The organism is Azospirillum sp. UENF 312511, assembly GCF_058780635.1.
On record NZ_JBSNCG010000005.1, the window covers coordinates 274,017 to 295,434 of the forward strand.

At 65.8% G+C, this 21,418-nt stretch carries 34 protein-coding genes and 2 tRNA genes; 16 read left to right on the forward strand and 20 right to left on the reverse strand.

Going from position 1 to position 21,418, the window contains the following annotated elements; translation table 11 throughout:
- The 3 genes from ACWPN7_RS29765 to ACWPN7_RS29775 are packed head-to-tail and all read left to right on the forward strand — an operon-like array spanning position 1 to position 5,281.
- Positions 1–1,050 (forward strand): hypothetical protein, encoded by a 1,050-nt coding sequence (locus ACWPN7_RS29765; protein WP_492273618.1) that lies wholly within the window; start codon positions 1–3, stop codon positions 1,048–1,050.
- Positions 1,050–3,044 carry a hypothetical protein gene (locus ACWPN7_RS29770; protein ID WP_492273619.1) on the forward strand — a complete coding sequence of 665 codons (1,995 nt, stop codon included), beginning with the start codon at positions 1,050–1,052 and terminating at the stop codon, positions 3,042–3,044. The genes ACWPN7_RS29765 and ACWPN7_RS29770 overlap by 1 nt, the downstream gene beginning before the upstream one ends.
- The gene (locus ACWPN7_RS29775) at positions 3,041–5,281 is read left to right on the forward strand and encodes a hypothetical protein (protein WP_492273620.1); all 2,241 of its coding nucleotides are present in this window, start codon (positions 3,041–3,043) and stop codon (positions 5,279–5,281) included. Before ACWPN7_RS29770 ends, ACWPN7_RS29775 begins: the two co-directional genes overlap by 4 nt.
- A 274-nt stretch (positions 5,282–5,555) precedes the next feature.
- Here the strand turns inward: ACWPN7_RS29775 and ACWPN7_RS29780 are convergent, their stop codons facing one another.
- Complete coding sequence (locus tag ACWPN7_RS29780; RefSeq protein ID WP_492273621.1) at positions 5,556–5,993, reverse strand: hypothetical protein; 438 nt, start codon at positions 5,991–5,993, stop codon at positions 5,556–5,558.
- A 130-nt stretch (positions 5,994–6,123) separates the two neighbouring features.
- On the opposite strand from ACWPN7_RS29780, the gene ACWPN7_RS29785 reads away from it, so the two are divergent.
- From ACWPN7_RS29785 to ACWPN7_RS29805, 5 genes are all read left to right on the forward strand, one after another.
- Positions 6,124–6,834 carry a gp53-like domain-containing protein gene (locus ACWPN7_RS29785; protein WP_492273622.1) on the forward strand — a complete coding sequence of 237 codons (711 nt, stop codon included), beginning with the start codon at positions 6,124–6,126 and terminating at the stop codon, positions 6,832–6,834.
- A gap of 81 nt (positions 6,835–6,915) precedes the next feature.
- The gene (locus ACWPN7_RS29790; protein WP_492273623.1) at positions 6,916–7,569 is read left to right on the forward strand and encodes a glycoside hydrolase family 19 protein; all 654 of its coding nucleotides are present in this window, start codon (positions 6,916–6,918) and stop codon (positions 7,567–7,569) included.
- An 89-nt stretch (positions 7,570–7,658) separates the two neighbouring features.
- A complete protein-coding gene (locus tag ACWPN7_RS29795) occupies positions 7,659–7,850 on the forward strand; it encodes a hypothetical protein (protein ID WP_492273624.1) in 192 nt (63 codons plus the stop codon).
- 3 nt (positions 7,851–7,853) lie between these two features.
- The gene (locus tag ACWPN7_RS29800; RefSeq protein WP_492273625.1) at positions 7,854–8,036 is read left to right on the forward strand and encodes a hypothetical protein; all 183 of its coding nucleotides are present in this window, start codon (positions 7,854–7,856) and stop codon (positions 8,034–8,036) included.
- 270 nt (positions 8,037–8,306) lie between these two features.
- Positions 8,307–8,543, forward strand: a complete 237-nt coding sequence (locus tag ACWPN7_RS29805) for a hypothetical protein (RefSeq protein ID WP_492273626.1) — start codon at positions 8,307–8,309, stop codon at positions 8,541–8,543.
- A gap of 265 nt (positions 8,544–8,808) precedes the next feature.
- Here ACWPN7_RS29805 and ACWPN7_RS29810 read toward each other — a convergent pair.
- From ACWPN7_RS29810 to ACWPN7_RS29860, 11 genes are all read right to left on the reverse strand, one after another.
- Positions 8,809–8,888, reverse strand: a tRNA-Arg gene (locus ACWPN7_RS29810).
- Between the two features lie 301 nt (positions 8,889–9,189).
- Positions 9,190–9,263 (reverse strand) — tRNA-Gly (locus ACWPN7_RS29815).
- Positions 9,264–9,754: 491 nt separating this feature from the next.
- On the reverse strand, positions 9,755–9,934 hold the full coding sequence (locus tag ACWPN7_RS29820) for a hypothetical protein (protein ID WP_492273627.1): 180 nt from the start codon (positions 9,932–9,934) through the stop codon (positions 9,755–9,757).
- Positions 9,931–10,275 (reverse strand): hypothetical protein, encoded by a 345-nt coding sequence (locus tag ACWPN7_RS29825; RefSeq protein WP_492273628.1) that lies wholly within the window; start codon positions 10,273–10,275, stop codon positions 9,931–9,933. Before ACWPN7_RS29825 ends, ACWPN7_RS29820 begins: the two co-directional genes overlap by 4 nt.
- Positions 10,268–10,501, reverse strand: coding sequence for a hypothetical protein (locus ACWPN7_RS29830; protein ID WP_492273629.1), 234 nt, complete (start codon positions 10,499–10,501; stop codon positions 10,268–10,270). The genes ACWPN7_RS29825 and ACWPN7_RS29830 overlap by 8 nt, the downstream gene beginning before the upstream one ends.
- Positions 10,494–10,634, reverse strand: coding sequence for a hypothetical protein (locus tag ACWPN7_RS29835; RefSeq protein ID WP_492273630.1), 141 nt, complete (start codon positions 10,632–10,634; stop codon positions 10,494–10,496). Before ACWPN7_RS29835 ends, ACWPN7_RS29830 begins: the two co-directional genes overlap by 8 nt.
- On the reverse strand, positions 10,631–10,945 hold the full coding sequence (locus ACWPN7_RS29840; RefSeq protein WP_492273631.1) for a hypothetical protein: 315 nt from the start codon (positions 10,943–10,945) through the stop codon (positions 10,631–10,633). The genes ACWPN7_RS29835 and ACWPN7_RS29840 overlap by 4 nt, the downstream gene beginning before the upstream one ends.
- A 62-nt stretch (positions 10,946–11,007) precedes the next feature.
- Entirely contained in the window at positions 11,008–11,430 is a 423-nt protein-coding gene (locus tag ACWPN7_RS29845) for a DUF5406 family protein (RefSeq protein ID WP_492273632.1), read from the reverse strand.
- Positions 11,431–11,499: 69 nt separating this feature from the next.
- On the reverse strand, positions 11,500–11,937 hold the full coding sequence (locus tag ACWPN7_RS29850; protein ID WP_492273633.1) for a hypothetical protein: 438 nt from the start codon (positions 11,935–11,937) through the stop codon (positions 11,500–11,502).
- A complete protein-coding gene (locus ACWPN7_RS29855) occupies positions 11,934–12,350 on the reverse strand; it encodes a hypothetical protein (RefSeq protein WP_492273634.1) in 417 nt (138 codons plus the stop codon). The genes ACWPN7_RS29850 and ACWPN7_RS29855 overlap by 4 nt, the downstream gene beginning before the upstream one ends.
- A 66-nt stretch (positions 12,351–12,416) precedes the next feature.
- Complete coding sequence (locus ACWPN7_RS29860; protein ID WP_492273635.1) at positions 12,417–12,953, reverse strand: hypothetical protein; 537 nt, start codon at positions 12,951–12,953, stop codon at positions 12,417–12,419.
- On the opposite strand from ACWPN7_RS29860, the gene ACWPN7_RS29865 reads away from it, so the two are divergent.
- The 6 genes from ACWPN7_RS29865 to ACWPN7_RS29890 are packed head-to-tail and all read left to right on the forward strand — an operon-like array spanning position 12,937 to position 14,521.
- On the forward strand, positions 12,937–13,122 hold the full coding sequence (locus tag ACWPN7_RS29865; protein ID WP_492273636.1) for a ribbon-helix-helix domain-containing protein: 186 nt from the start codon (positions 12,937–12,939) through the stop codon (positions 13,120–13,122). The two genes, ACWPN7_RS29860 and ACWPN7_RS29865, sit on opposite strands and share 17 nt — an antisense overlap.
- The gene (locus ACWPN7_RS29870) at positions 13,122–13,364 is read left to right on the forward strand and encodes a hypothetical protein (RefSeq protein WP_492273637.1); all 243 of its coding nucleotides are present in this window, start codon (positions 13,122–13,124) and stop codon (positions 13,362–13,364) included. Before ACWPN7_RS29865 ends, ACWPN7_RS29870 begins: the two co-directional genes overlap by 1 nt.
- Positions 13,357–13,758: a beta barrel domain-containing protein gene (locus ACWPN7_RS29875; RefSeq protein WP_492273638.1), complete on the forward strand. Its 402-nt coding sequence runs from the start codon at positions 13,357–13,359 to the stop codon at positions 13,756–13,758. The genes ACWPN7_RS29870 and ACWPN7_RS29875 overlap by 8 nt, the downstream gene beginning before the upstream one ends.
- Complete coding sequence (locus tag ACWPN7_RS29880) at positions 13,748–14,029, forward strand: hypothetical protein (protein ID WP_492273639.1); 282 nt, start codon at positions 13,748–13,750, stop codon at positions 14,027–14,029. Before ACWPN7_RS29875 ends, ACWPN7_RS29880 begins: the two co-directional genes overlap by 11 nt.
- Positions 14,022–14,300: a hypothetical protein gene (locus tag ACWPN7_RS29885; RefSeq protein ID WP_492273640.1), complete on the forward strand. Its 279-nt coding sequence runs from the start codon at positions 14,022–14,024 to the stop codon at positions 14,298–14,300. The genes ACWPN7_RS29880 and ACWPN7_RS29885 overlap by 8 nt, the downstream gene beginning before the upstream one ends.
- Before the next feature lie 2 nt (positions 14,301–14,302).
- Positions 14,303–14,521, forward strand: a complete 219-nt coding sequence (locus tag ACWPN7_RS29890; protein ID WP_492273641.1) for a hypothetical protein — start codon at positions 14,303–14,305, stop codon at positions 14,519–14,521.
- 33 nt (positions 14,522–14,554) lie between these two features.
- Here the strand turns inward: ACWPN7_RS29890 and ACWPN7_RS29895 are convergent, their stop codons facing one another.
- The 3 genes from ACWPN7_RS29895 to ACWPN7_RS29905 all read right to left on the reverse strand — a co-directional run bounded on the left by ACWPN7_RS29895 (position 14,555) and on the right by ACWPN7_RS29905 (position 15,437).
- A complete protein-coding gene (locus tag ACWPN7_RS29895; RefSeq protein WP_492273642.1) occupies positions 14,555–14,794 on the reverse strand; it encodes a hypothetical protein in 240 nt (79 codons plus the stop codon).
- Positions 14,791–15,150, reverse strand: a complete 360-nt coding sequence (locus ACWPN7_RS29900; RefSeq protein WP_492273643.1) for a hypothetical protein — start codon at positions 15,148–15,150, stop codon at positions 14,791–14,793. The genes ACWPN7_RS29895 and ACWPN7_RS29900 overlap by 4 nt, the downstream gene beginning before the upstream one ends.
- Positions 15,151–15,236: 86 nt before the next feature.
- Positions 15,237–15,437, reverse strand: coding sequence for a hypothetical protein (locus tag ACWPN7_RS29905; RefSeq protein WP_492273644.1), 201 nt, complete (start codon positions 15,435–15,437; stop codon positions 15,237–15,239).
- Between ACWPN7_RS29905 and ACWPN7_RS29910 the strand changes: the two genes are divergently transcribed.
- Both ACWPN7_RS29910 and ACWPN7_RS29915 read left to right on the forward strand, forming a co-directional pair.
- Positions 15,430–16,281, forward strand: a complete 852-nt coding sequence (locus tag ACWPN7_RS29910; RefSeq protein ID WP_040136689.1) for an alpha/beta fold hydrolase — start codon at positions 15,430–15,432, stop codon at positions 16,279–16,281. The two genes, ACWPN7_RS29905 and ACWPN7_RS29910, sit on opposite strands and share 8 nt — an antisense overlap.
- A gap of 58 nt (positions 16,282–16,339) precedes the next feature.
- Positions 16,340–17,224 (forward strand): helix-turn-helix domain-containing protein, encoded by an 885-nt coding sequence (locus ACWPN7_RS29915; RefSeq protein ID WP_459197392.1) that lies wholly within the window; start codon positions 16,340–16,342, stop codon positions 17,222–17,224.
- Here ACWPN7_RS29915 and ACWPN7_RS29920 read toward each other — a convergent pair.
- The 5 genes from ACWPN7_RS29920 to ACWPN7_RS29940 all read right to left on the reverse strand — a co-directional run bounded on the left by ACWPN7_RS29920 (position 17,166) and on the right by ACWPN7_RS29940 (position 21,400).
- Complete coding sequence (locus tag ACWPN7_RS29920; RefSeq protein WP_459197391.1) at positions 17,166–17,765, reverse strand: IMPACT family protein; 600 nt, start codon at positions 17,763–17,765, stop codon at positions 17,166–17,168. The genes ACWPN7_RS29915 and ACWPN7_RS29920 overlap by 59 nt on opposite strands.
- A gap of 135 nt (positions 17,766–17,900) precedes the next feature.
- A complete protein-coding gene (aac(3), locus tag ACWPN7_RS29925; RefSeq protein ID WP_200776116.1) occupies positions 17,901–18,710 on the reverse strand; it encodes an aminoglycoside 3-N-acetyltransferase in 810 nt (269 codons plus the stop codon).
- A gap of 49 nt (positions 18,711–18,759) precedes the next feature.
- Positions 18,760–19,440: a GntR family transcriptional regulator gene (locus tag ACWPN7_RS29930; protein ID WP_459197390.1), complete on the reverse strand. Its 681-nt coding sequence runs from the start codon at positions 19,438–19,440 to the stop codon at positions 18,760–18,762.
- Positions 19,441–19,559: 119 nt separating this feature from the next.
- Positions 19,560–20,843, reverse strand: a complete 1,284-nt coding sequence (locus ACWPN7_RS29935) for a TRAP transporter large permease (protein WP_456522939.1) — start codon at positions 20,841–20,843, stop codon at positions 19,560–19,562.
- Positions 20,840–21,400: a TRAP transporter small permease gene (locus ACWPN7_RS29940; protein WP_040136680.1), complete on the reverse strand. Its 561-nt coding sequence runs from the start codon at positions 21,398–21,400 to the stop codon at positions 20,840–20,842. The genes ACWPN7_RS29935 and ACWPN7_RS29940 overlap by 4 nt, the downstream gene beginning before the upstream one ends.
- Between the last annotated feature and the right edge of the window lie 18 nt (positions 21,401–21,418).

A 21,418-nucleotide genomic window follows, 5' to 3' on the forward strand; every position in this document is an offset into this window, starting at 1 on the left:
ATGGGCATGGCAGCAGCGATGGGCGTTGCGGCGGCGGCCACGGTCGGTAGCGCGGCGGTCTCAGCCTCCTCGGCAAGCCGGGCGGCCAAAGCCCAGAAGAATGCCGCTGGGGCGGCGATGGGGGCGGCCGAGGACATCGCACAGCAGGATTTGGATCTACAGAAAGAGCTCTACGATCAGATAACGCAAAACTACGAGCGTCAGCGTGTTGATACAGAGAAAAGTACGTCTCAGGCAGCGCAACACCTACTGACCGGTGACGCCGTTGCGTCTGAACACATCGCATCGGCTGGCGGGCAAGCGCTAGCGAACCTGACTGCCGGGTACGACCGTGCGAGGAGTGACCTCCAGCCGTACGCGGATACCGGCAAGAGCGCTCTGGAGCGGCTGTACTCCACCTACATCACCGGAGAGACGCCATATCAGGCCAGCGACCCCGGCTACGCATGGCGCCTGCAGCAGGGGCAGCAGGCTTTGGAGCGCAGCGCGGCAGCCCGCGGCGGGCTGTACTCCGGCGCCACGGGGAAGGCCCTGACCGACTATGCCCAGGGCGCGGCGAGCCAAGAGTTCCAGGCCGGGTACAGCCGGCTGGCGCCGCTGGCGCAGATGGGCGTGAACGTGGCCGGCACGCTCGCCGGCCTCAGCGCCGACCAAGGCAAGGGTCTGTCCGACGTCAATCTGAAGGTCGGCTCCGGCCTTGCTGACCTCGCAGCCAATGCCGGTCGCGGTCTGGCGGATATCACCACATGGGGCGGCGGTCAGATCAACAACGTGGCGCAGAACCAGAACGCGCAAATCGCCAACTACGGAGCGCGGACGTCGTCCATCCTGCAGAACCTATCGCAGTCCTTGCAGAGCGGGAACTACGCCCGCGGGCAGGCCAGCGGTGCCGGCATCCTCGGGACAGGCGGCTCCATCGCAAACGGCATCGGCACGTTGGGGAGCATCTTCTCCATGGGGATGGGCGGCGGCGGAACGAACCTGGGGCGCATCGGGTACAGCTCGGGCATTGTGAACAGCGGCACGGGCCGCATGATCGGAGGCGTGTGATGTCCCTGAATGACCTGATCGCGACCACGGGCGCTCGCGTCGAAGACCAGGGGCGATCCATCCTGCAGGGATTGGCCTATGCGCAGCAGCGGGATCGGCAGAACCAGTTGTCCGGCCTCGCCTCGAAGGCGGCCGGCGGCGACCGAGAGGCGCTGAACCAAGTAGCCGGTCTCGACCCGCAGTCATATAAGCAGATTTCCGCCGGTCTGGCGACGATGGATGAGCAGCAGCGCGCGAAGTTCAAGGACACCATCGACCAGTTCGGAAAGATCGCGCTGTGGGCGGACACGCCCGAGAAGTGGGACTATGCCGTTGGCATGCTGTCGAAGCAGTACCCTGACGTGGCGCAGTACAAGGGCCAGTTCGGAGCGCGTGAGCCGTTCATCGCGCAGGCCCGCACCATCAAGGAGACGTTGGACAGCGGGACGATCTTCTCCGGCGGCCGGGTGCAGAACATCCCCGGCGCCGTAGAGGCTGGCGCGGCGAAGGTCGGAGCGGAGACTGCGGCGAAGGAGGCGAACAGCTACCAGAGCTTCGCGCCGGGAAACATGGTGATCCCCCCGCAGGGCGGGCAGGGGAGCGCGCTCGCCGGGCTTGGTCGACTGGCCGGCAACCCCACCATCATGGCGGAGAGCGGCGGGCGCTTGGACGCCAAGAACCCGAACAGCAGCGCCACCGGCCCCGGCCAGTTCCTCAATGGGACGTGGCTGGAGGTTGTCAAGAAGTTCGCTCCGGAGGTGGCTCAGGGCCGCAGCGATGAAGAAATCCTGGCACTCCGCACAGACCCGAAGATCGGCCCTGCGCTGAACGAACGCATGGTCAACGCCTATGGGGACGCCAACACGCGCTTCCTGAATGAGAACGGTGTGGAAAACGTGGGCGCTGGGGAACGATACCTAGCCCACTTCGCAGGCCCGGCCGGAGCCCTCAGCGTGCTCCAGGCTGACCCTTCCACTCCGGTCTCATCCATCCTGTCCCCGGAAGCCGTCCAGGCCAACTCATTCCTCCGCGGCATGACGGCTGGTGGCTTGCGGAATTGGGCCGCCGCCAAGATGGCGAGAGAGGGTGGAGAGACCCAAGGCGCGCAGCCGCAGCGCGTTCAGGTCGCGGACGCCTCGGGCGGCATGCCGGCGGGCGCGTTCGTCGTTCCAAAGGCGCAGGAGGCGACAGCCGAGCAGCGGGACTACAACCTCGCCAAGGAACAGGGGTTCCAGGGGTCCTTCATGGACTACCAGACGCAGTTGAAGCGGGCCGGCAGGGCGGAAACCAACATCGACCTGAAGGGGGAGGGCGAGGAGTCGAAGACGGTTGGGAAGTTCTACGGCGAGCAGTTCGGCGAAATCCAGAAATCCGGGATCGTCGCTCAGAACAGCCTCAACAACCTCGACCGACTGTCCAACCTGCTGGAGCAGGTGAACACCGGCAAGGGGGCCGCCACGACGCTGGAGGTGAAGCGCTTGGCGAAGGGTGCCGGCGTTGACCTGGAGAAATACGGCATTCGGGATGACGTCGCCCCGGCGGAAGCGGCTCAGGCGCTCTCGGGCGAAATTGCGCTCCAGCTTCGAAACCCGGCTGGCGGCGCGGGCATGCCGGGGGCGATGTCGGACGCTGATCGCGAGTTCCTGCGCTCCATGACGCCGGGCATCGAAACGACGCCGGAAGGCCGCCGCCTGATGGTGGAGACGAGCCGGCGCGTTAACCAGCGCCATATCGAGGTGGCGCGGATGGCGCGGGAGTACCGTGCCAAAAGCGGGAAGCTGGATGAAGGCTTCTTCGACCAGCTCCAGCGGAACAGCGAAGAGAACCCCCTCTTCCGCGACCTCGTGCAGAGCATGCCGGACCCGTCGAAGTGGCAGGCCGTGCCGATCCCGAATGACCTCCGCCCCCCCAGCGCAGGGGGGCAGCCGGGGGCGGCGCAGCCGGGCAATCCGTACAGCGGCATGAACGAAGATCAGCTTCGAAATGAACTCAGAGCACGGGGGCTTCTGAAATGAGCGATGATCTGCTGATCCAAGAGGCGCGGCGGCGGGGCATTCTCCCCGCCGAGCCGGCCCCGGTCCAACCCGCCGCGACGGGCGACATGGGGGATGACGACATGCTGCTGGCCGAAGCCCGGCGGCGCGGGATCATCCCGGCGGAAGAGCCAAGCCCCGTCCGGCGGCTTCTGTCCGCCGCTGGCGACGTGGCGTCGAGCGCCTACCAAGGCGCCAAGGATTTCGTGACCGGCGACGACCGGCGCGAGTTCGATATCCCGGAAGTGCCCGGCCAACTTGTCCCCGGCTTTGGCGAGATCAAGTCGAAGATGGCGCTTGGCCAGTCCCCGGAAGCCCAGGCCGACATCTTCCGCGAGGCGTTCCCGAAAGCCCCCGTCCGGCAGGACAAGTTCGGGAACTACATGGCCAACCTGGACGGCAAGGACTACTACCTCAACCGCCCCGGCTTGTCGGGGCAGGACGTGGACGACTTCACCACGCAGGCCATCATGATGGCGCCGTTCGTCGGCGGCGGGGCCAGGATCGGCGCGGCAGTCGGCGGGGTCATAGGGCGTATTGCCGGCGCGGGCGCGGGCGGGGGCGCGGCGTCCATTGTGCAGGACCATGCGGCCCGCGAAGCGGGTTCAGAGCAGCCCGTCAGCCTGCCGCGGGCAGCAGGCAACGCCCTTACGGCGGGGATATTCGAAGGCGGCGCTCCGTTGGTGTCTGCTATCTTCCGCCGGATGTTTCCGAACCCGGCGCTCGTAGACCAGGCGACGGGCGTACTCACCGATGCGGGCAAGGCTGTCCTGGTGAAGGCCGGCATAGACCCGGCGGCGGTCACGGACGACTTCGCCCGCGAGTTCGCCAAGCTGGCCAAGGGCGCGGCGCGACCGAGCGACGCGGCGGTGGCGGCGTCGGGCCAGAGCCTTCCTGTGCCGGTGCCGATGACGCGGGGCGACGTTTCGCGCATGGCCAGTGACCAGATGTTCGAGAACCTTGCCGAGAAGGGCACCTACGGCAGGGTGCCGGAAACCGTCATGCGCAGCACCCGAGACGCTCAGCAGGACGCACTTCGGGCCAACATCCCGGCCATTCAATCCCGCCTCGCCGGTGGCCAGCCGAACATCACCGCGCCGGGTGAGGCTGGGGCAATCCTCCAAAGCTCCCTGGACGATATGGCCAGGGCAGGGAAGGCGGAGGTGAATGCGGCCTATGACGCTGCCCGTGCCGCGCCCGCGGGGCTGCCTCAGCAGGAGGTGCAGGGGCTTCGCTACTTCGTTGGGGCCGGCGACGTGGCGGAGCGCTTGCCCTTCGCGCCGAAGGCCCAGGCGCGGCTTGACGCGCTGGACAAGATCACCGAAGGGGCCGAAGGCTCCGTTCTCGTCCGCAACCTGTTCGACTGGCGCCGGACCACCACGACGTTGGCCAGGGAGTCCGCCGATCCGACCGAAGGCGCGGCGCTGCGGGAGATGGTGAAGCGTTTCGATGAAGCGGTTCCGGAGATGGTGAAGCGGGGCCTGATGGACGGCGATCAGCAGGCGGTGGACCTGTGGACGACCGCGATCAAGGCCCGAAAGGAATGGGCGTCGAAGTTCCAGGGGGACGACCTGATCGAGGGGCTTCTTGAGCGCGAACCACGCTCCGGACGGCTTCAACTGAAGGTGTCTCCGGAGCAGGCGTCCAACTTCGTTTTCGGCCTGTCTGACACCGGGTTCGTGAACAAGGGCAACCTGTTCCGGGATCTGCGGCGGGTGCGGGAGCTGGTGGGGGAGGGCAGCCCCGAATGGAACGCGCTCCGGGAGGAGGCATTCCTTCGCCTCGCCAAGGCGGCGGAAGGGCCGTATTCACGCAGCGTGGACACGCGCGAGTTCTCGGGGGCCAAGTTCGCATCGGCTCTGGACGTGGCCATGAAACGGAACCCGGAACTGATGCGGTCTCTGTTTAGCACCGAAGAGTTGGCTCTGCTCCAGCAGTTCAAGAACGTGGCGCTGCGCACCACCACCGTCACGCGTGGCGGCGACAACTTCTCGAACACGACGCCGGCGGCAGCCAACATCGTGCAGAAGATGGCCGGGGCCGGGTTCGTCGGGGACAAGGCAAAGGCAGCGCTGCTGGCCGTGATCCCTGGAGCCTCGAACCTGATCTACGGGGTCAAGGCGGTCGGCGCGGCGGGCGGCGGCGTGGCCAAGCGGCAGGTTCCGCCGGGGCTGGTCGGAGCGGTCGGGGCTGCCGGGTACGGAGCTATCACGAACTAGCGGTAGTCGAGCCAGTAGCCATAGGTTAGGCGGTGCCAAAGCAGGACGCAGAAAACCCCGCAGAGGAACCCGACTCCAAACTCCCATGGGAGCAGCTTGGCAGCTACACCGAGGCCAACCAGCAAGAGCAGAAAAACAATCACGGCCAGAACCTTGCGCCACACCGGCGTCGGCTTCACCGCCTTAAGCTCCAACTCCGGACCCATCGCATTCCTCCGCCAACGGCGTATGGAGGCTACCACGCCCTATCGGAGGATGGCGAGCCTGAGTCGCATCAAAAGGGCAGGCCGGTGATGCCCGCCACATGCGCCATGAGCTTCCCAATGAGAAACCACATGATGGCGTATGGGATGAGGAGGCCGGAAAGCAAAGCGAGGTTAATAGCCAACATAGCTGCCGCGCGCCACCCGCTAGCTTGGCGCACTTCTATGCAGCATTCGGCGGCAAAGTAGAACGGGTAGAACATAAACACAAATATCCCCCGCGCAATAGGTGCTGGGTTCTTCCAAATATACAGAAAAACACGCTTGAGCCATCCGATCAGCTCGGCGGTCGCCTGAAATACTTCCGCCGAAACCTTCGCAAGCACGTAGAAGATGAGCCATAAAATAGCCAAGCCAATGGCGATGCCAACCGCCCATTGAATTGCTCCGATGACCGCCGCCGCCCCGAACCAGAGCGTCATCAGGATAAGGAAAAGCAGGATATTCATAGGGCCCCCCTCAACCCCCGGCAGCGTACCTGAAGCGCTGCCGGGAGTCGATGGGATGGAAGGCCGCCCTTCATCCACGCAACTGAGGCCGCTCCATCCGGGGCGGCTTTCTTCTTTATGGGAGCACGGAATGCCCAGGTTCACGATGCCGTTCGCGACGGCGTTTGATGGCAACGGCCGACCGATGGCCGGGGCCAAGCTCTTCTTCTACGAGGCCGGCACGACCACGCCGCTGAGCACCTATGCCGACGCAGCTCTCACCGTGGCGAACACGAACCCGGTGGTGGCGGATGCCGCGGGCCGGTGGCCGGCGATCTGGCTGGGGAACGAGGCGTACAAGGCGGTGCTGAAGACGGCTGGCGACGCCACGGTGTGGACCGCCGATGACGTGCGCGTTGCCGATCCCGAGATAGCCGCGTCGGAGGAGGTGGCAGGCCTCGCGTCCATTGCCACGCAGTACGAGGTTGAGGCAGGTAGCGATGACGCCAAGATCGTCACCCCGAAGAAGCTGCGGTTCGGCTTCTCGATCAGCCTTGGCGCCAACGGGCACATAGCGTTCCCGAGTTGGCTCGGCGGCCTGATCCTGCAATGGGGGCAGGGGGAAAGCGCCGCGGGAGCCAACACGGTGGTGACCTTCCAACTCCCCTTCCCCAACGACTGCTACCAAGTCGTCGCATCCGGAGCACAGGGGGCGGCTGGCGTGCAGTCGTACGTAACAATCAACGCAACAAGCAAAACGGATTTTACCTGCAACTGCTTCCGCGCAGGTTCGGGATCGGCTCCTGTTCTGGACCCAACAGCAGGCGGGACGTTCGTGTCATACATTGCCGTGGGGAACTGAGCCAGAGACCGCGACAAAACTCCACCCCCCATCCCACAGGCCCGCCCCTCCGGCGGGCCTTTCGCATTTCTGGAGGACCCCATGACCAACGTGCCTTCCGGCGCGACGGTGACGCTTGCCCTGTTGCAGCGCCTGTTCCCTACTGGCCGGGATCTTCCGGTCTTTGCCGCGGCCATGGCCGAACGCCTGCCGCCTGCCGGGATCAACACACCGCAGCGGGTGGCGGCCTTCCTGTCCCAGGTGGGGCATGAGAGCGGCGGCCTGCGTGTGTGGAGAGAGAACCTAAACTACTCGGCGGACGGGCTGCGCAAGACGTGGCCCCAGCGCTTCCGAGATGCGGCGACGGCACAAGCCTATGCCCGCCAGCCGGAGCGCATCGCCAACCGGGTCTACGCTGACCGCATGGGTAACGGGCCGGAGGCGAGCGGCGACGGCTGGCGGTTCCGGGGCAGGGGGCTGATCCAGCTTACCGGGCGGGACAACTACCAGCGCTGCGCCACGTGGGCAGGGAAGCCTCTAGAGGCCATGCCGTCGTGGCTGGAGACGCCAGACGGTGCCGTGGCCTCCGCCGTGTGGTTCTGGACCGTGAACGGCCTCAACCGGCTGGCCGATGCTGGAGACCTGGAAGCGATCACCCGGCGCATCAACGGAGGCCTGAACGGGCAGGATGACCGCGCGTTCCGGTATGCCTTCGCGGCAGAAGAACTGGGGGTTTCTCTCACTTCTGTCGCATAGACAGTGACGCGACTTACTCATGGTGGTATAGTGGTGCCGGTCGGGTGTGCGACCACCCGGCCGCTAGACCAACCGAAGGAGACGCTTCGATGACCAGCACCAAGAGCAATCATACCACCAGCGATGAGCGTATCCAACCGTCCGACGCGGAAGTCCTGGAGATCATCAACACGCTGGTCAAAGACGCCATTGCCGTAGGATCGCTGTCGGCGCACGTTGCGGCAGCAGTTTTGCACCGCGTGGCGGTTTGGCATGGGGCGCCGCGTTCGGCGGAGGGCTGACCCATGACCGGCAAGCAAACACTGCCGGAACAGGCCGCCAGCGTGGAAGCTGGAACTAAGCCAGACGCTCGGGCGGCAGCTATCGAGATCGCCAAGTTCCTTCAACCCGGCAGGCTCTACACCGCCGAACAGATGGCCGAAGGCATCAACGCGGCCGGTCGCGCTCTCGCGGCAAAGGAGGGGTGAGAGATGGACGATTTGAGAGACGCCATTCTTAGGCTAGTGAGAGATACGAATGAGCAACCTCATGACCCAAAGGTTCTTATCTTAGGGAAAGAGGAATTCGACAACAAAGAACTTCTAAGCTTAGCGAGGCGTATGCATCCGGGAGTTACGATCATCCGAGAGAAGCCAATTCCGACACGCTGAACGAAATGTTCACCACCACCCCAGCCCGCCCGGCACCCCGCCCGGCGGGCTTTCTTTTTGCCGAAAGGACCCGCCATGACCTTCCGCATGTCATCCATCATCCCGGCTCGCAAGGTGTGGGCCGGTGGTCTTGCCGGCGTCGCCGCAGCGGTGATTGCCTCGCTCCTGCGCCAGTATGCCGACGTGGACATTCCCGCCGACGTGATCGGCTACATCATCGCTGGGATCGTGCCGAGCGTCGCCTACCTCGTGCCGCCCGCCGCCCGCGACGTGATCGTGAAAGCGGATGAGGTGGCGAGGCAGGTGGGGCAGGGCGCCCCGTGAGACGGGTGGGGCCGCCCCGGTCAGGAAGCGGCCCCGCCTGACGATGACTGCGCTTCTCACCCGGTGTGCCCATCACCTATCGGCAGCAGGCGGAGTCGAACCCTGTTATCTGCGCAGCCAACCTGAACCGACCCGGCATCACCACTCGCTTCCCATCCTGGCTTGGCTCTGGCTTCGGTGGTACTCGCGCTGTCCGGCGCTCCCACTCCCTGCCATCACCTCACAGGCCGTAGCCTTGTCCGTGTGCCGGGTCGATCTGTATGCGACGGCCGGGCGGGACTCGAACCCGCACTTCCGTAGCTTCGTCAGCCTGCCGGCGGTCGATCCAATCGAACCTGCCGGCCGTCGCAATTCATGCAGCGTGCCGGGCTTGATACCGGCTGGGGGCCGTCCCTCCGACCGTTGCTCCGAGAACCCCGCGATCCGACAAGCGTCGTAGCCAGAACTCGGCGGTCAACTCACCCAACGCCCCCGTGTGAGTCCTCTCCTGCGTGTCCTTCCACGCCGACGCCGCAACTCTGTGCCCCATGCGAGGCGAATAGGCGGCGGGATACGAGCCTCCCGCCAAGGCGTCTCTCGGGTCCCGCGGCAAGAGGTCCAGGACATTCCGCGTCGCCAAGATATTCGATGCCCCGAAGGGCGAAACTGGAGCGGTCCGCGGGGATCGAACCCGCCTCATGAGCTTGGAAGGCTCAGGCCCAGCCACTAGACCAGGACCGCGTTTGCCAGCTTCCCACGGCCTCAGCCGACCCGTGGACCACGCTCACCAGTCTGGTGAGGATGCTGGCGTGGCGCGGAACGGGGACCGAAGTCCCCGCCCGGAATGGCCCGGCATTCAGCCCCTTGTATGGGGGGCTTACTTCCCGGTTTCGTCTGCCTCTGCCGCGCTTCCCTCAGAAGCCTTTCGGTCCCGTCCACACCGGCAGTCCGCTTGGCTGTGTCTCGGACCACGGAACCCGCCAAGCGATCCCGTGGAACTCCCCCAGTATACAGCCTCTCAGACTCGGTGTCACGACCCAGACGCATCGGGGACGCAAACAAAGCGAATTGATGAGTTGATTTTCTTCGCTTCGGCTCCGGCATTTTCACAAGCAATTCGGTCACGGAAAGCCGCCGTAGTCATTGGCTGATGACCGTACATGCTGATGAGGATGAGTATCCAAGTCACTTCTCCCCCTCCTTCTGCGCCAGGGCGGCGCGGCCCGCTGGTGTCATGATATCAGGGCCCGGATGTCGCGTGCCGCATCAGCGCAGCCGTACCGGTCGGCGATCTGCGCGGCCTTCTCGAAGGCGTCGTTGCGCCACGGCTTCGCATCTTCGCGTTCCCGGCGCAGGCGGAGCGTGCGTTGGTAATTCGCCTCGTCGTCAGGGGTCCACTCGCGTCTCATCATCCTTCCTCCTCTTCCCCCGCTGCCCGGATGGCGGATGCGATAGCTTTCCAGTTCGGCAGTACGCTGCGCCCGATGGGCTCGAAGTGATCCGCGAGGGTGGAATACAGCGCCTTGTCCGCAGCGCTCACCTTAGCAGCCGGCATGTGAAGGAGCACTTCCAGTCGCTCGAACAAGCCGGCCAAGCGCCCCCTCTCTGCCAGCCTTCCGCGCTCCTCTGCGGCCAGTTCGGCGGAGCGGATGGCGGCGGTGATGGCTTCCCGCATCTCCACCGAGGGGGACTCATGGAACACGTCCGGCGGCAGGATTTCCTCTGCCCTCTGCTCAGGCGTAAGGTCAGCCATTGGCGGCCTCCAAAACAGTCTGCGGCGTGAACTTGCGATTTCCGAAACCCGTGCGGATGCCGCGGCGAAGGCAGCCTCGCGCCGCCGAACGCCATTCCCGCTTCACCTCTTCACGGATCATGGTCCAGCGCCAGCCGCCGCGCTCGCTGTACATCTGAGCCGCCGTCCCTTCGACCAGCAAGGCCCATGGCAGGTTCACCGGGGAGCAAGGGCGAGGTTCAGCCATTGGCGGCCTCCACCTCAGCGACAAGCGCGCGGAGCATGGCGCGGAAGTCGTCAGCAGACGGCGCATATTCCTCCCGCCACGCGACCGCCGCCAGCATCCCCGGTGTCGGGTCGGTGGTGAGTATGGCGGTCATCGGCTGGACTCCGTTGGTATGGCGGCATTGTAAGCCTCGCGAGCGGCCTTGAAATCCGAAGGGCCGAACCAATCGACGATCCGCTCCCGCATGACGCTGAAGACTTCTTCGGCCAGCAATTCAGCCGGCCCACCAACGGCGAACGGCTTCAGCGCCTCTTGCTGCTTCTCGACCAGGGACAGCAGGGCGGACACGTCGGCGTAGAACTGCGACTTGTCGAGGCGAGCTTCCGGATACGGCGTGCCATCGCCGAACAGCCCTTCGGCTCTCCAGCGGGTCAGGCGCTCCAGAGCTTCACGGTGGGTGGTCATCGTGTGGTGTCTCCTGTAAGCCGCTGGTGTCCGCTGGGGGCCAGCCGTGGAGGGGGAGGAGGTCAGGCGGCGGCTTCGCTCTTGCGCCGGGCGACGACTTCCGCATCGTAATCCCGCGGGGCATCGCCACCTTCGACGGGCGGTGCGCCGTTTCGCGCGCGCACCTCGTTCAGCGTCGGCGGCGTGTAGCCGGTGATCCGGGCCGAAACGACCATCTTGCGGATGCGCTCATCCCAATCGTAGCCGTCGGCGTGATCGTCCACGGTCAGCTCCTCGCCGTCCGGAGAGGTCAGGATGACGGAGCCGTTCATGGCGATTTCGTCGGCGATCTGGTTGATAGCGGTGTCGATCACCTCCCAGCCGATGCAGTTGCCGCCGACTTCCTTGTTGAAGACCTTCCGGTTGTCCCAGAGTTGAAGCACCACTTCGACGTGATGCTTGCCCCACGCCCTGTTGGGGCCGTTGATGTCGATGATTTCGGCCATGTGTCTGTCTCCGGGTTAGCCGCTGGGGGATCGGGGTTCCAGCCGCAACGTTGTCTTGAAGAGGGGCGGTCAGGCGGCTTCCCTGAGCTTTTCCAGATGGCTCGCCACCTCGCCCGGTTCGGCCATGCGCCACGCCTCCACGCCGAACCCGCGCGCCAGACGGCGGAACTTCTCGGCGGTTGCGACGCGAAGATTGCCTTTCCCGAACTGCCGACCATCCGGCGTGACCCACTGGCGGGTGAAGAACACGCGCGTCGGGAAGCGGCCCGGCTTGTGGACGCTGACGACGGTCAGGATCATTTCGCCCATCGCGTCGGCAACCTCGTCCACGTCGGGAACCTCGAAGGCCGGGACGTAGACGGCGCGTAGGCCCGGTTTCCACGTCAGCGACTTCCCGATGCCGTCCTCGTCCATGAAGCTGTGCAGGTCCCGGACGAACGGGTAGGCGACGCGGAAAGTCTGCCCTTCGGCCAGGGCGCTCGCTTCGGTGTGCGTGGTGTCGGTCATAGAGCGCAGTCCTTCAGGTCGAAGACAAGGCCGATGCAGTAGACCTCTCCATCCTCGCGGATGGTGAAAACCTCATGCGGGAGATCGGTCTTCATGATCCAAGAAGTCTGCGTCCAATCCGGACACCAAACCGCCTCGACCTTGCTGGCCTTGGCCTGGAGCTTGGCGAAGTAGGGGCAGGCGCCATCCTCGCATTCGTTCTCCAGCAAGCCGTCCTTGGTGAAGTAAGCCTCGCCACCGTCGTAGGCGCCAACCTCATCAAGAACCGCGCCGCGAAACTCCATCAGGTCATCGCTCGCGCCGAACACGGCGACCAGCCCGGCGGCCTTCATCCGGGCGAAAAGCTCCTTGCTGCCTTCCTTGCCGTACTCGTTTCCGTCCAGAGCGGCGGCGGCTTCCTGCATCGTGATCATGGGTGTGGTGTCCATTGGGGGGGCCTCGTGGGGGTTTAGGCGAACCGTCAATGATCGTTTGACGGTTCAGCAGCGGGCGGCGAGTGCAGCGACGCGCTTCCCGAAGGACGGCGTGGCGCGCTTCTTCACGACCACGGCGGCGCGCTCCTGGTAAGCCTGCTGAGAGGCCAGGGCGACGCGGACAGCGCGGTCGGCGTCCACGTAGCGCGCCTTCACCTTCCAAGCCTTCTCGTTCGCCTTCAGTCGCTCGGGGCTGTTGGGGAGCTTGTCCGCGATACCGGCCAGCCGGACGAACTCCGCAAGCAACTCATCAGCTTTGCTTTCAAGTTCGGCGATCTGCGCGGGCATCGCGTCCACGATCCGCTGCGCCACTTCCGGCTTCACCGTGCGGGCATTACGGCGGGCGGCTTCCAGGGCACTCGGGCAGGCGGTGCGGTCTTCGATCATGGTTTGCTCTGTCGTAACCGATATCGCATTGCCTTTGTAAGCGATATCGGTTACCTTGTCAATAAGCGATATCGCTTTGGAGGCGAGGTTGACGAGGTTTCCGATATCGGCAACAAAGGCGCCCATGGGGCGACCGAAGATGGATGTGAAGCCCACGGTGGTTCGGCTCCCGGACGGGATTGCCGAGCGCATTGATGAGGTGGCTGGAAAGAACCGACGCGCGGAGTTCATCCGCGAGGCGGTGGAAGAAAAGCTCGCGCGCGTCGAGCGAAGATCCAAAAGAACGGCCGCCTCCTCCCCGGACACACCGAAAGGAGGGGAGTGATGGAAACCAGATGCCTTCCGGGTTGGTGCAGCGGAAAGCCCGAAGAGCCGGGCCTGTACGTCGGCTTCTCCGACCTGTGCGAGCGCAGCGACGAAGCCAGCCTCTACGAGTGGGACGGGAAGCTCTGGCAGCACTGTTGGACCGGCCTCTACGATGGAGCCGTGACGCACTGGATGCCGACTAACTTTCCCTACAAGGAAACGGTCTCCACGGTCTCGGGAGGGGAGAATGGGAATGGCTAAGCTGGTGGTCGGGCAGAAGCTCTTGCTCGAATGGTACGGGCGAGACATCGACGTGACCGTGGAGAAGGTCGGCAGGAAGTACGCGACCATCGTGAACCCGGAAGCCCTCTACGAACCGCTGCGTCTCGATATGTCGGATATGTACGCGACGTGGACAAATGGGAGAGGGGGCTGGAGGTGCTACCTGAACTCCGATGATCGCGACGCCGTGAAGGAGGCGAACCGGCGGCGCATGATCGACTTTGATGCGTGGGATAAGTTCCGGAGAGCGTTTCCGCATAGCAAGCCAGAAGCCGCCACCGCTGATCGCATCTACGAGGCCGCTGCCCTTCTCGGCATCTCCATGCCTGAGCGGTCGGGCGCCCCGGACAAGGGAGGGGAGAATGCGCGCTGACGAGATCGTTGCGGGGCGTGTCTACAAGGACCGGGACGAGATCGGCGTCTACGTCGTGTCGGTCACTCCAGCCGAAGGCCGGAAGATGCCCCGCGTGACGTGGCGTCGACCCGGCGGGTTTGCCACCGATCTGGTCACGGACACGATGACGAAGTTCCTTGCTCGCGGCATCCGGGCGACGAAGGACCAGAGCGTGCGGAAAGCGCCGCACCTGCCCAACAGCGGCATGGCTGCGGGCGCCCCGGACAGCAAGGGAGACGGCAATGGCTGACAAGCCCCTACAGGTCGGCGACCGAGTGAAGCTGGACCCGGCCCATGCTGAAGGGTGGCTCCAGCCGCTCCGGAAGTTCGCGGAAGAGGGACGGATGGGGACGGTGACGACAACCACCGTTCTCGGATTGAGAGGCGGTGGATACCAGCCGTTCGTCGAGTTCGACGTGAAGCGAAAGGGAGCAATGCCGGTGCGTCAGCGCTTTGATGGCGACCGGCGGATCATCCTCGTAGAGCGTCCAGCGGGGCCCCTGAAGGAAGGGACGGAGTAGCCATGGTCGCATTTTCCGCCATCAAGCCCGGCGACGTCCTCTACGACGTGAAGCGCCAGAAGATGGGCAACACCACCATGAGCCGCGCGGTGGTCTATGAGGTCCGCGTGATTGCCGTCCTCCCGGACACGGCCACCATCTCGTGGAACGGCAACCCGCCTCGTTCCGCTGGCCCTCGCACCATCGCCCGCCTGCGCCGCTCGAAGCCCGACATGTCCTGACCCTACTTCCCTCCCTCTCTCAAGAGGGGGAGGCTAGACCGCCTTCCGCTCCGACCCCATGCTGGCTATCAGCGTGGCGCGCGCTTCCATTACCGACGCTTCGTCGCCCGGCCCAGCTCTCCGGCCATGCCGAATTTCCCATCCGAGTATCGCATTGACCGTCAGGCTGGTTTCCTCACCGCCAGCCCTGACGGCATCGATCACGGGCGGCGTGCATCCGCCCGGCTCTCGGCGCCCGGCGTTGATCGCCTGGATAAGCTCTGCGTAGGTCATTCGCTCAAAGGCCCCTTGAAGCTCCCGCCGTGCCCTGGAGCGGGCTTTCCAGCGAACACGGTGTAGCCTGACTCGCGCAAATGCTCCACCAACTTCATGGCGAGCATGGTGACAGCGACGTCATCCGGCTTCCGGCTCGTCAGCATGCCGCGGTTCTGCTTCAGCACGAACTCCAAGGTCCACTGCACGTCAGGCCACGGGATCGCTCCGCCGCCCATCAGGGCAGGGGCAGCCCGCTCGGCCCAGCCGATGTACTGGCGCTTTATCTCCGGCCCGAGTTCGTTCCAAAGCTCCGAGCCGCCGGCCATTGCGACAGCGGCGTCCCAGATCGCGCGAGGGGGGTGTTCGTGCTTCATGGGGGAGATGGTGGCATGAGAACGGACGCGGAACAAGAGTGATCGCCCGTCCGCCCGTTCATTTGGCACGCATCAGGAACGCCATGTCACGCCATGGCGGAAAACATGAAGCGATACCCATTTAAAATCAAAGCCATGACTTTACCTGCCATGTAATCGCGCACTGTTTGCGGAACGACGATGCTGCGGATGTCCGGTCGAACCGGACCATCACGACGGCGGGTGCGCGGCGCACCGGATGCCCCGCCCCGCAGCGTTCCGCACACAGGAGCACCGGCCATGAGCATGACTCCGGCATCCCCCGCCGCCCCGAACCAGCCCGGCTTCCTCCAGACGGATGACGGCGTGCGGCTCTTCTACCGGGATTGGGGGGAGGGGAGGCCTGTTGTCTTCCTGTCCAGCTGGTCGCTGAACTCCGACTCCTGGGCCTACCAGATGCTGGCGCTGGCGGAGCGTGAGTGCCGCTGCGTGGCTTACGACCGCCGCGGCCATGGACGGTCGAGCGATCCGGGACGCGGCTTCGACTTCGACCGGCTGGCCGACGACCTCGCCGCCCTGCTCGACCGGCTGGACCTACGCGGCGTCACCTTGGTCGGCCATTCCATGTCCTGCGGCGAAATCATCCGCTATCTGAGCCGGCACGGCAGCGATCGTGTGTCCCGCGCCGTCCTGGTCGGCACGGTGACTCCGACCCTTGGGCGCACCGACGACGATCCGGACGGAATCGATCCCGCGGTCTTCGAGGCTTTCCGCTCGGAATGCCTGATGCGGGACTTCCCGAAATGGCTGGAGGACAACATTCGTCCCTTCCTGGCGGCGGACAGTTCGGCGGGCATGATGGAGTGGGTGAAGGCGATGGCCTTGCAGGCGTCGATGAAGGCGCTGCTGGACTGCCATCGGGCGACGACGTCCACCGACTTCCGGCGGGAGCTTCCGGGCATCGCCGTGCCGACCCTGCTGGTCCATGGCGACCTGGACGTCTCCAGCCCGCTCGGCATCACCGGGAGGAAGACCGCCGCGTTGATGCCGAACGCGACGCTGGCCGTCTACGAGGGGGCCCCGCACGGCCTGTTCCTGACGCACATGGACCGCTTCAACCGCGATCTCCTGGCTTTCCTGGATGCCCGGTAGGCGGCGCTGATACCATGGGTCTGCACAACAACGCGAACGCCGAGAGGAGTTTGAACCCATGACGCAGGCGGCGACCCGGCACCGTGCGCCCTCCCGGACCGTGCCGCGCCAGCCGGTCGGCGAGTTGCTGCGCGCATGGCGCAAGCGGCGCGGTTTCAGCCAGCTCGATCTCGCCTGCGAGGCCGACGTCTCGACCCGGCATGTCAGCTTCCTGGAAACGGGGCGGTCGCAGCCCAGCCGGACCATGCTGCTCCATCTGGCGGAACGGATGGACATTCCGCTCCGCGACCGCAACGCGCTGCTCGCTGCCGCGGGCTTCGCGCCGGTTTTTTCCGAACACCGGCTGGACGACCCGGAGATGCAGGCCGCCCGCCGGGCCGTCGACCTCGTGCTGACCGGGCACGAGCCTCACCCGGCGCTGGCCGTGGACCGGCATTGGACGCTGGTCGCGGCCAACCGGGCAATCGCCCCGCTGCTTGCCGGCGCCGCGCCGGATCTTCTCCAGCCGCCGGTCAATGTGCTGCGCCTCAGCCTCCACCCGTCCGGGCTGGCCCCGCGGATCGAGAACCTCGCCCAGTGGCGGGCCCACATCCTGCACCGTTTGACCCGCCAGATCGACGTCAGCGCCGATCCCGTGCTGACCGCGCTGCTCGACGAGCTGAAGGGTTACCCGGCGTCCGACGGACCCGCCTTCAACGCGTCGAACGGCCGGAGCGAACCGCTGCCGTCGCACGACGGCGTGGTGGTTCCCCTGCGGCTGCGGACGGAGGCCGGGACGCTCAGTTTCTTCAGCACCACGACGGTGTTCGGAACGGCGGTGGACGTCACCTTGTCCGAACTGGCCATCGAGGCCTTCTTCCCGACCGACAGCGCCACGGCGGACGTCATGCGGCAGGCGCTTGCCCGGTCTCGACCGTCGCTTGACCACGCGAAACATCCGTGATCATGCGGACGGCATCGTCCAACTGCCCGCAGGGGATTGTGATCCGGAGCAGGACGCCGTCGGGCGTGAAGCCGTTGGTCTCGGCAAGCGCCGCGGGGAAGGCGCCAAGCCCGGCCCTGATCCTGGCCTCGTCGGCGAAGGCGCAGGCGACGAACAGGGTGGCGAAGGCGATGATCGGCTGGCGTTCGGCGGCCTGGAGACAGGCCGCCGCGGTGCCGCCATAGGCGCGCATCAACCCGCCCGCACCGAGAAGAATGCCGCCGAACCAGCGGCTGACCACCACCGCCACCCGATCCAGGCTCTGGCCGTCTATGGCCTGGAGGATCGGGCGCCCCGCCGTTCCCCCGGGCTCGCCGTCATCGTTGGACCGGTAGAGGTCGCCGATCCGGAAGGCCCAGCAATTGTGACCGGCATCCCGCTGGCTGAGCGCGGCGATGAACTCTCGCGCCTCCTCCTCGCTGTTGACCGGACCCGCCGCGGCCAGGAAGCGGCTTTTCTTGATGTCCTGCTCGAACCGCTCGTTCTTCTTAAGGGTGAACATTGCCTTTTGCCGCCATCATTCCCGCACGGTACGGAGGCCGACGCTTCCATGTGCCGATGGAACGTAGTCGTGCGATGGGGAAATTGCGACAACGTCACAGCGATACCGGCAACGACACGCGCAATGGAAAATGGCTCAGCCGTAGCGCCGCTCCAGCCAGCTGACCGCGAATGCGGTGATGGTGGTCGCCTCGACCATCGTGCTGGGCGCCTCCCCAACGGTTCCCCGCAGGCCGTGCCCGGTCGCGAGGAAGTCCGTGACGACGGTGGCAAAATAGGCCTCATCCGGGCCGGGAACGACCGGAAGCAATGTTTCAAACTCTTCAACCATCCGCCACCGGGTGCCCGATGCCGTGGCGAACGGCACCTCGCAGCGGCGGATGCGCTTTCGCGGAACATGGGCGAGATGCTCGGCGTGGTGGAGCAGGGTCATGGTGTCGAGCGGCGCCCCCACCATCAGGACCTTGCCCCCCGCGTCCACCAGCTTGGCCAGCGGCGAGCCGGGGCCGTAACCATAGTCCAGCGGATGGTCGGCCGTCAGCCAGTCCGCCCTCGCGCCGATCGCGGCCATGGACGCACCCGGATTGCCGCTCCGTCGGGCGCCTGGCCAAGTGCGGATGAATTCGGCCAGCACGCCGTTTTCCCGTGCCGCCCGTGACGCGGTTGGATGGAAGGGCGGCACATGGGCCCGCCATTCCTCGGCAACACGGCCGTTCCCATCCAGAAGCCCGTCGTAGCGGGCGTCCCAATCCGTGTAGGCGAGGATCGTGCCGTCCGGGCTCGAAGCATCGAGCAGGGCTCCGATCAAGGCATCCGGCCCGTTCAGAAGCGCTCCAACCCGGCTCATCGCCGCGTGGACCATGACGATGTCTCCCGGGCCGACGCCCAGACGTTCGACATCCTCGCGCAACGAGGCCCGCGTGTGAAAGGAGGGGTGGTTCGACATGTCGTACCCGCATTTGCACTGCCCGATCGGCTTGCGGCCACGCCGCCGTCTATGCGCGCTCCTGTGCCTCCATGGCCTTCAACGTGCGGTCGCGGGTGGCGATCAGGTGGTCGCGCATCGCCGCGGCGGCTCCCTCGGCGTCCCGGGCGCGCATCGCCTTGCAGATGGCGACATGCTCCTCCAGCGAGGGGTCGAAGGCGTTCGGCACCTTCTCGATCACCGCGTTCCGGCACCAGGCCACCGAATCCCGCAGCGTCGCCATGATGCGGGCCAGCCGCTGGTTGGGGCAGTGGGCGAGGACGAAGTCGTGGATGACCTCGTCCACTTCCTGAAGGCGGGCCTGCCGCTCCTCCTCCGGGGCGGGGCGGCCGGCGGCGATGTAGGCCTCGGTCATCGCCTCCACCTCCGCCGCCGGGGCGTGGGGGGTGGCCAGCTCCGTCACCAGCGGCTCCAGGGCGATGCGGAGCTGGAACACCTCCATCAGGGCGTTGCGGTCGATCTCCGCCACGAAGATGCCGCGCCGCGGGTAGATGTGGACCAGCCCATCCGCCTCCAGCCGCTTGGCGGCGTCGCGCAGCGGCGTGATGCTGATGTTCCACAACGCCTTGTACTGGTCCAGCATCAGCCGCGACCCCGGCGCCAGCCGGCCGGAGATGATCTCGCTCCGCAGCCGCTCGGTGACCTGCTCGCCGATGGAGGCCGTGTCGAGGGGACCGTTGCCGTCGAGCATGGAAGACCGTTCCTCAGTGAATCGCCGCAGACGGAGGCGCCGCGTCAGGTCCGACATTTTAACACCGCGCCTCCCCCGCCTTCAAATCCGCCTTCACGTCCGTGGAGCATCGGGGACCGTCACCGCGCCGTGAACCAGGCCAGCGGCGCCATCACCAGTTCCGGGAACAGCACCAGAAGGAACAGCACGGCGGTCTGCGCCAGCAGGAAGGGGCCGACGCCCTTCATCAGGTTCGACATCGACATGCGCCCGACGCCGCAGACCACGTTCAGCACCGTGCCGACCGGCGGGGTGATGAGGCCGATGGCGTTGTTCATGATGAAGAGGACACCGAAATAGACCGGGTCGATGCCGGCCTGCTTGATGATCGGCATCAGCACCGGGACCATCAGCAGGATGGTCGGCGCGAAGTCCAGCGCCGTGCCGACGATCAGAACGATGACCATCAGCGCGAGCATCAGCAGAAGCCGGTTGTCCATCACCGGGGCCAGCAGATCGGCGAGCTGGGCCGGGATGTTGGACGCGGTGATCAGCCAGGCGGAGATGCCCGCCGCCGCCACCAGGAACATCACCACCGCCGTCGTCTTCGCCGCCGACAGCATCAGCCCGTACAGGTCGGCGATCTTCAGCTCGCGGTAGATGACCAGCCCGACGAACATGGCGTAGACCGCGGCGACCACCGCCGCTTCGGTCGGCGTGAAGACGCCGGTCTTCAGCCCGCCGATGATAACCACCGGAAGCAGCATCGCCCAGAAGGCCTCGGCGGTGAGCCGGAGCCGCTCGCGCAGCGGCACCTTGGGCGGCGTGGTCAGGATCTCGCGGCGGGCCAGCCACCACCAGGTGATCAGAAGCGCCACGCCCATCATGATTCCCGGCACGATGCCGGCCAGGAACAGCTTGGTGATGGAGACCTGCCCGGCGACGCCGTACAGGATCATGCCGATCGACGGCGGGATGACCGGCGCGATGATGCCGCCCGCCGCGATCAGCCCGCCAGAGCGGTGGATGTCGTAGCCCGCCTGCCGCATCATCGGCAGCAGGATGGAGGCGAGCGCCGCCGTGTCCGCCACCGCCGAGCCGGAGAGCGAGGCCATCAGGATCGCCGCGAACACCGCGACGAACCCCAGCCCGCCGCGCAGGTGGCCAACCCAGGCCATCGCCATGGCGATGATACGCCGCGACATGCCGCCGGCGTTCATGAACTCGCCGGCCAGCATGAAGAAGGGCACGGCGAGCAGCGGGAAGCTGTTGGCGCCGTCCCACATGCTCTGCACGACGATCTGAGGGTCGAGCATCCCCATGAAGGCCATCAGGGCGAGGCCGGAGACGATCAGCGCGAAGGCGATGGGAAGCCCCAGCGCCATCGCGCCCAGCAGGCTGCCGACGAAGATGAAGATGGTCACGGCGCCGTTTCCTTCAGCGTGTGCGGGCCTTTCAGCCGGTTCGGGTCCACCTCGCCCATGCCCTCCTCCTCGACCTGGATCAGCTCGTCGTCGCCGACCTTGCCGAGCGCCAGCCGGACGAGGTTCAGGATGCACATCAGCCCGATCACCCCGCCGGTCAGGTAGGTGACGCCAAAGACCCAGATCATCGACAGGCCGGTCACCGGGGCGTGGTTCGTCGCGTTCAGATCGTGCTGGAGCAGCGTGCCCTGGACGATGACCACGCAGCAGACCAGCATGATGACCTGATTGATCGCCCAGCAGACCTTCTTGCCGGCGCGCGGCAGCAGGCGGACCAGGGCATCCACGCCGAAATGTGCCCCTTCACGGAAGCCGATCACGGCGCCGATGAAGGTCATCCACACGAACAGGAAGCGCGGAAGCTCCTCCGACACGTCGATGCCGCTGTTGAAGACGGCGCGCAGCACGACGTTGCCGAACACCATGACCAGCATCGCGGCGATGCACACCACCAGGATGCCGTCGAGGATTCTGAAGAAGAGGGTGCCGTTCCACATCACGGATCTCCGGCGGGA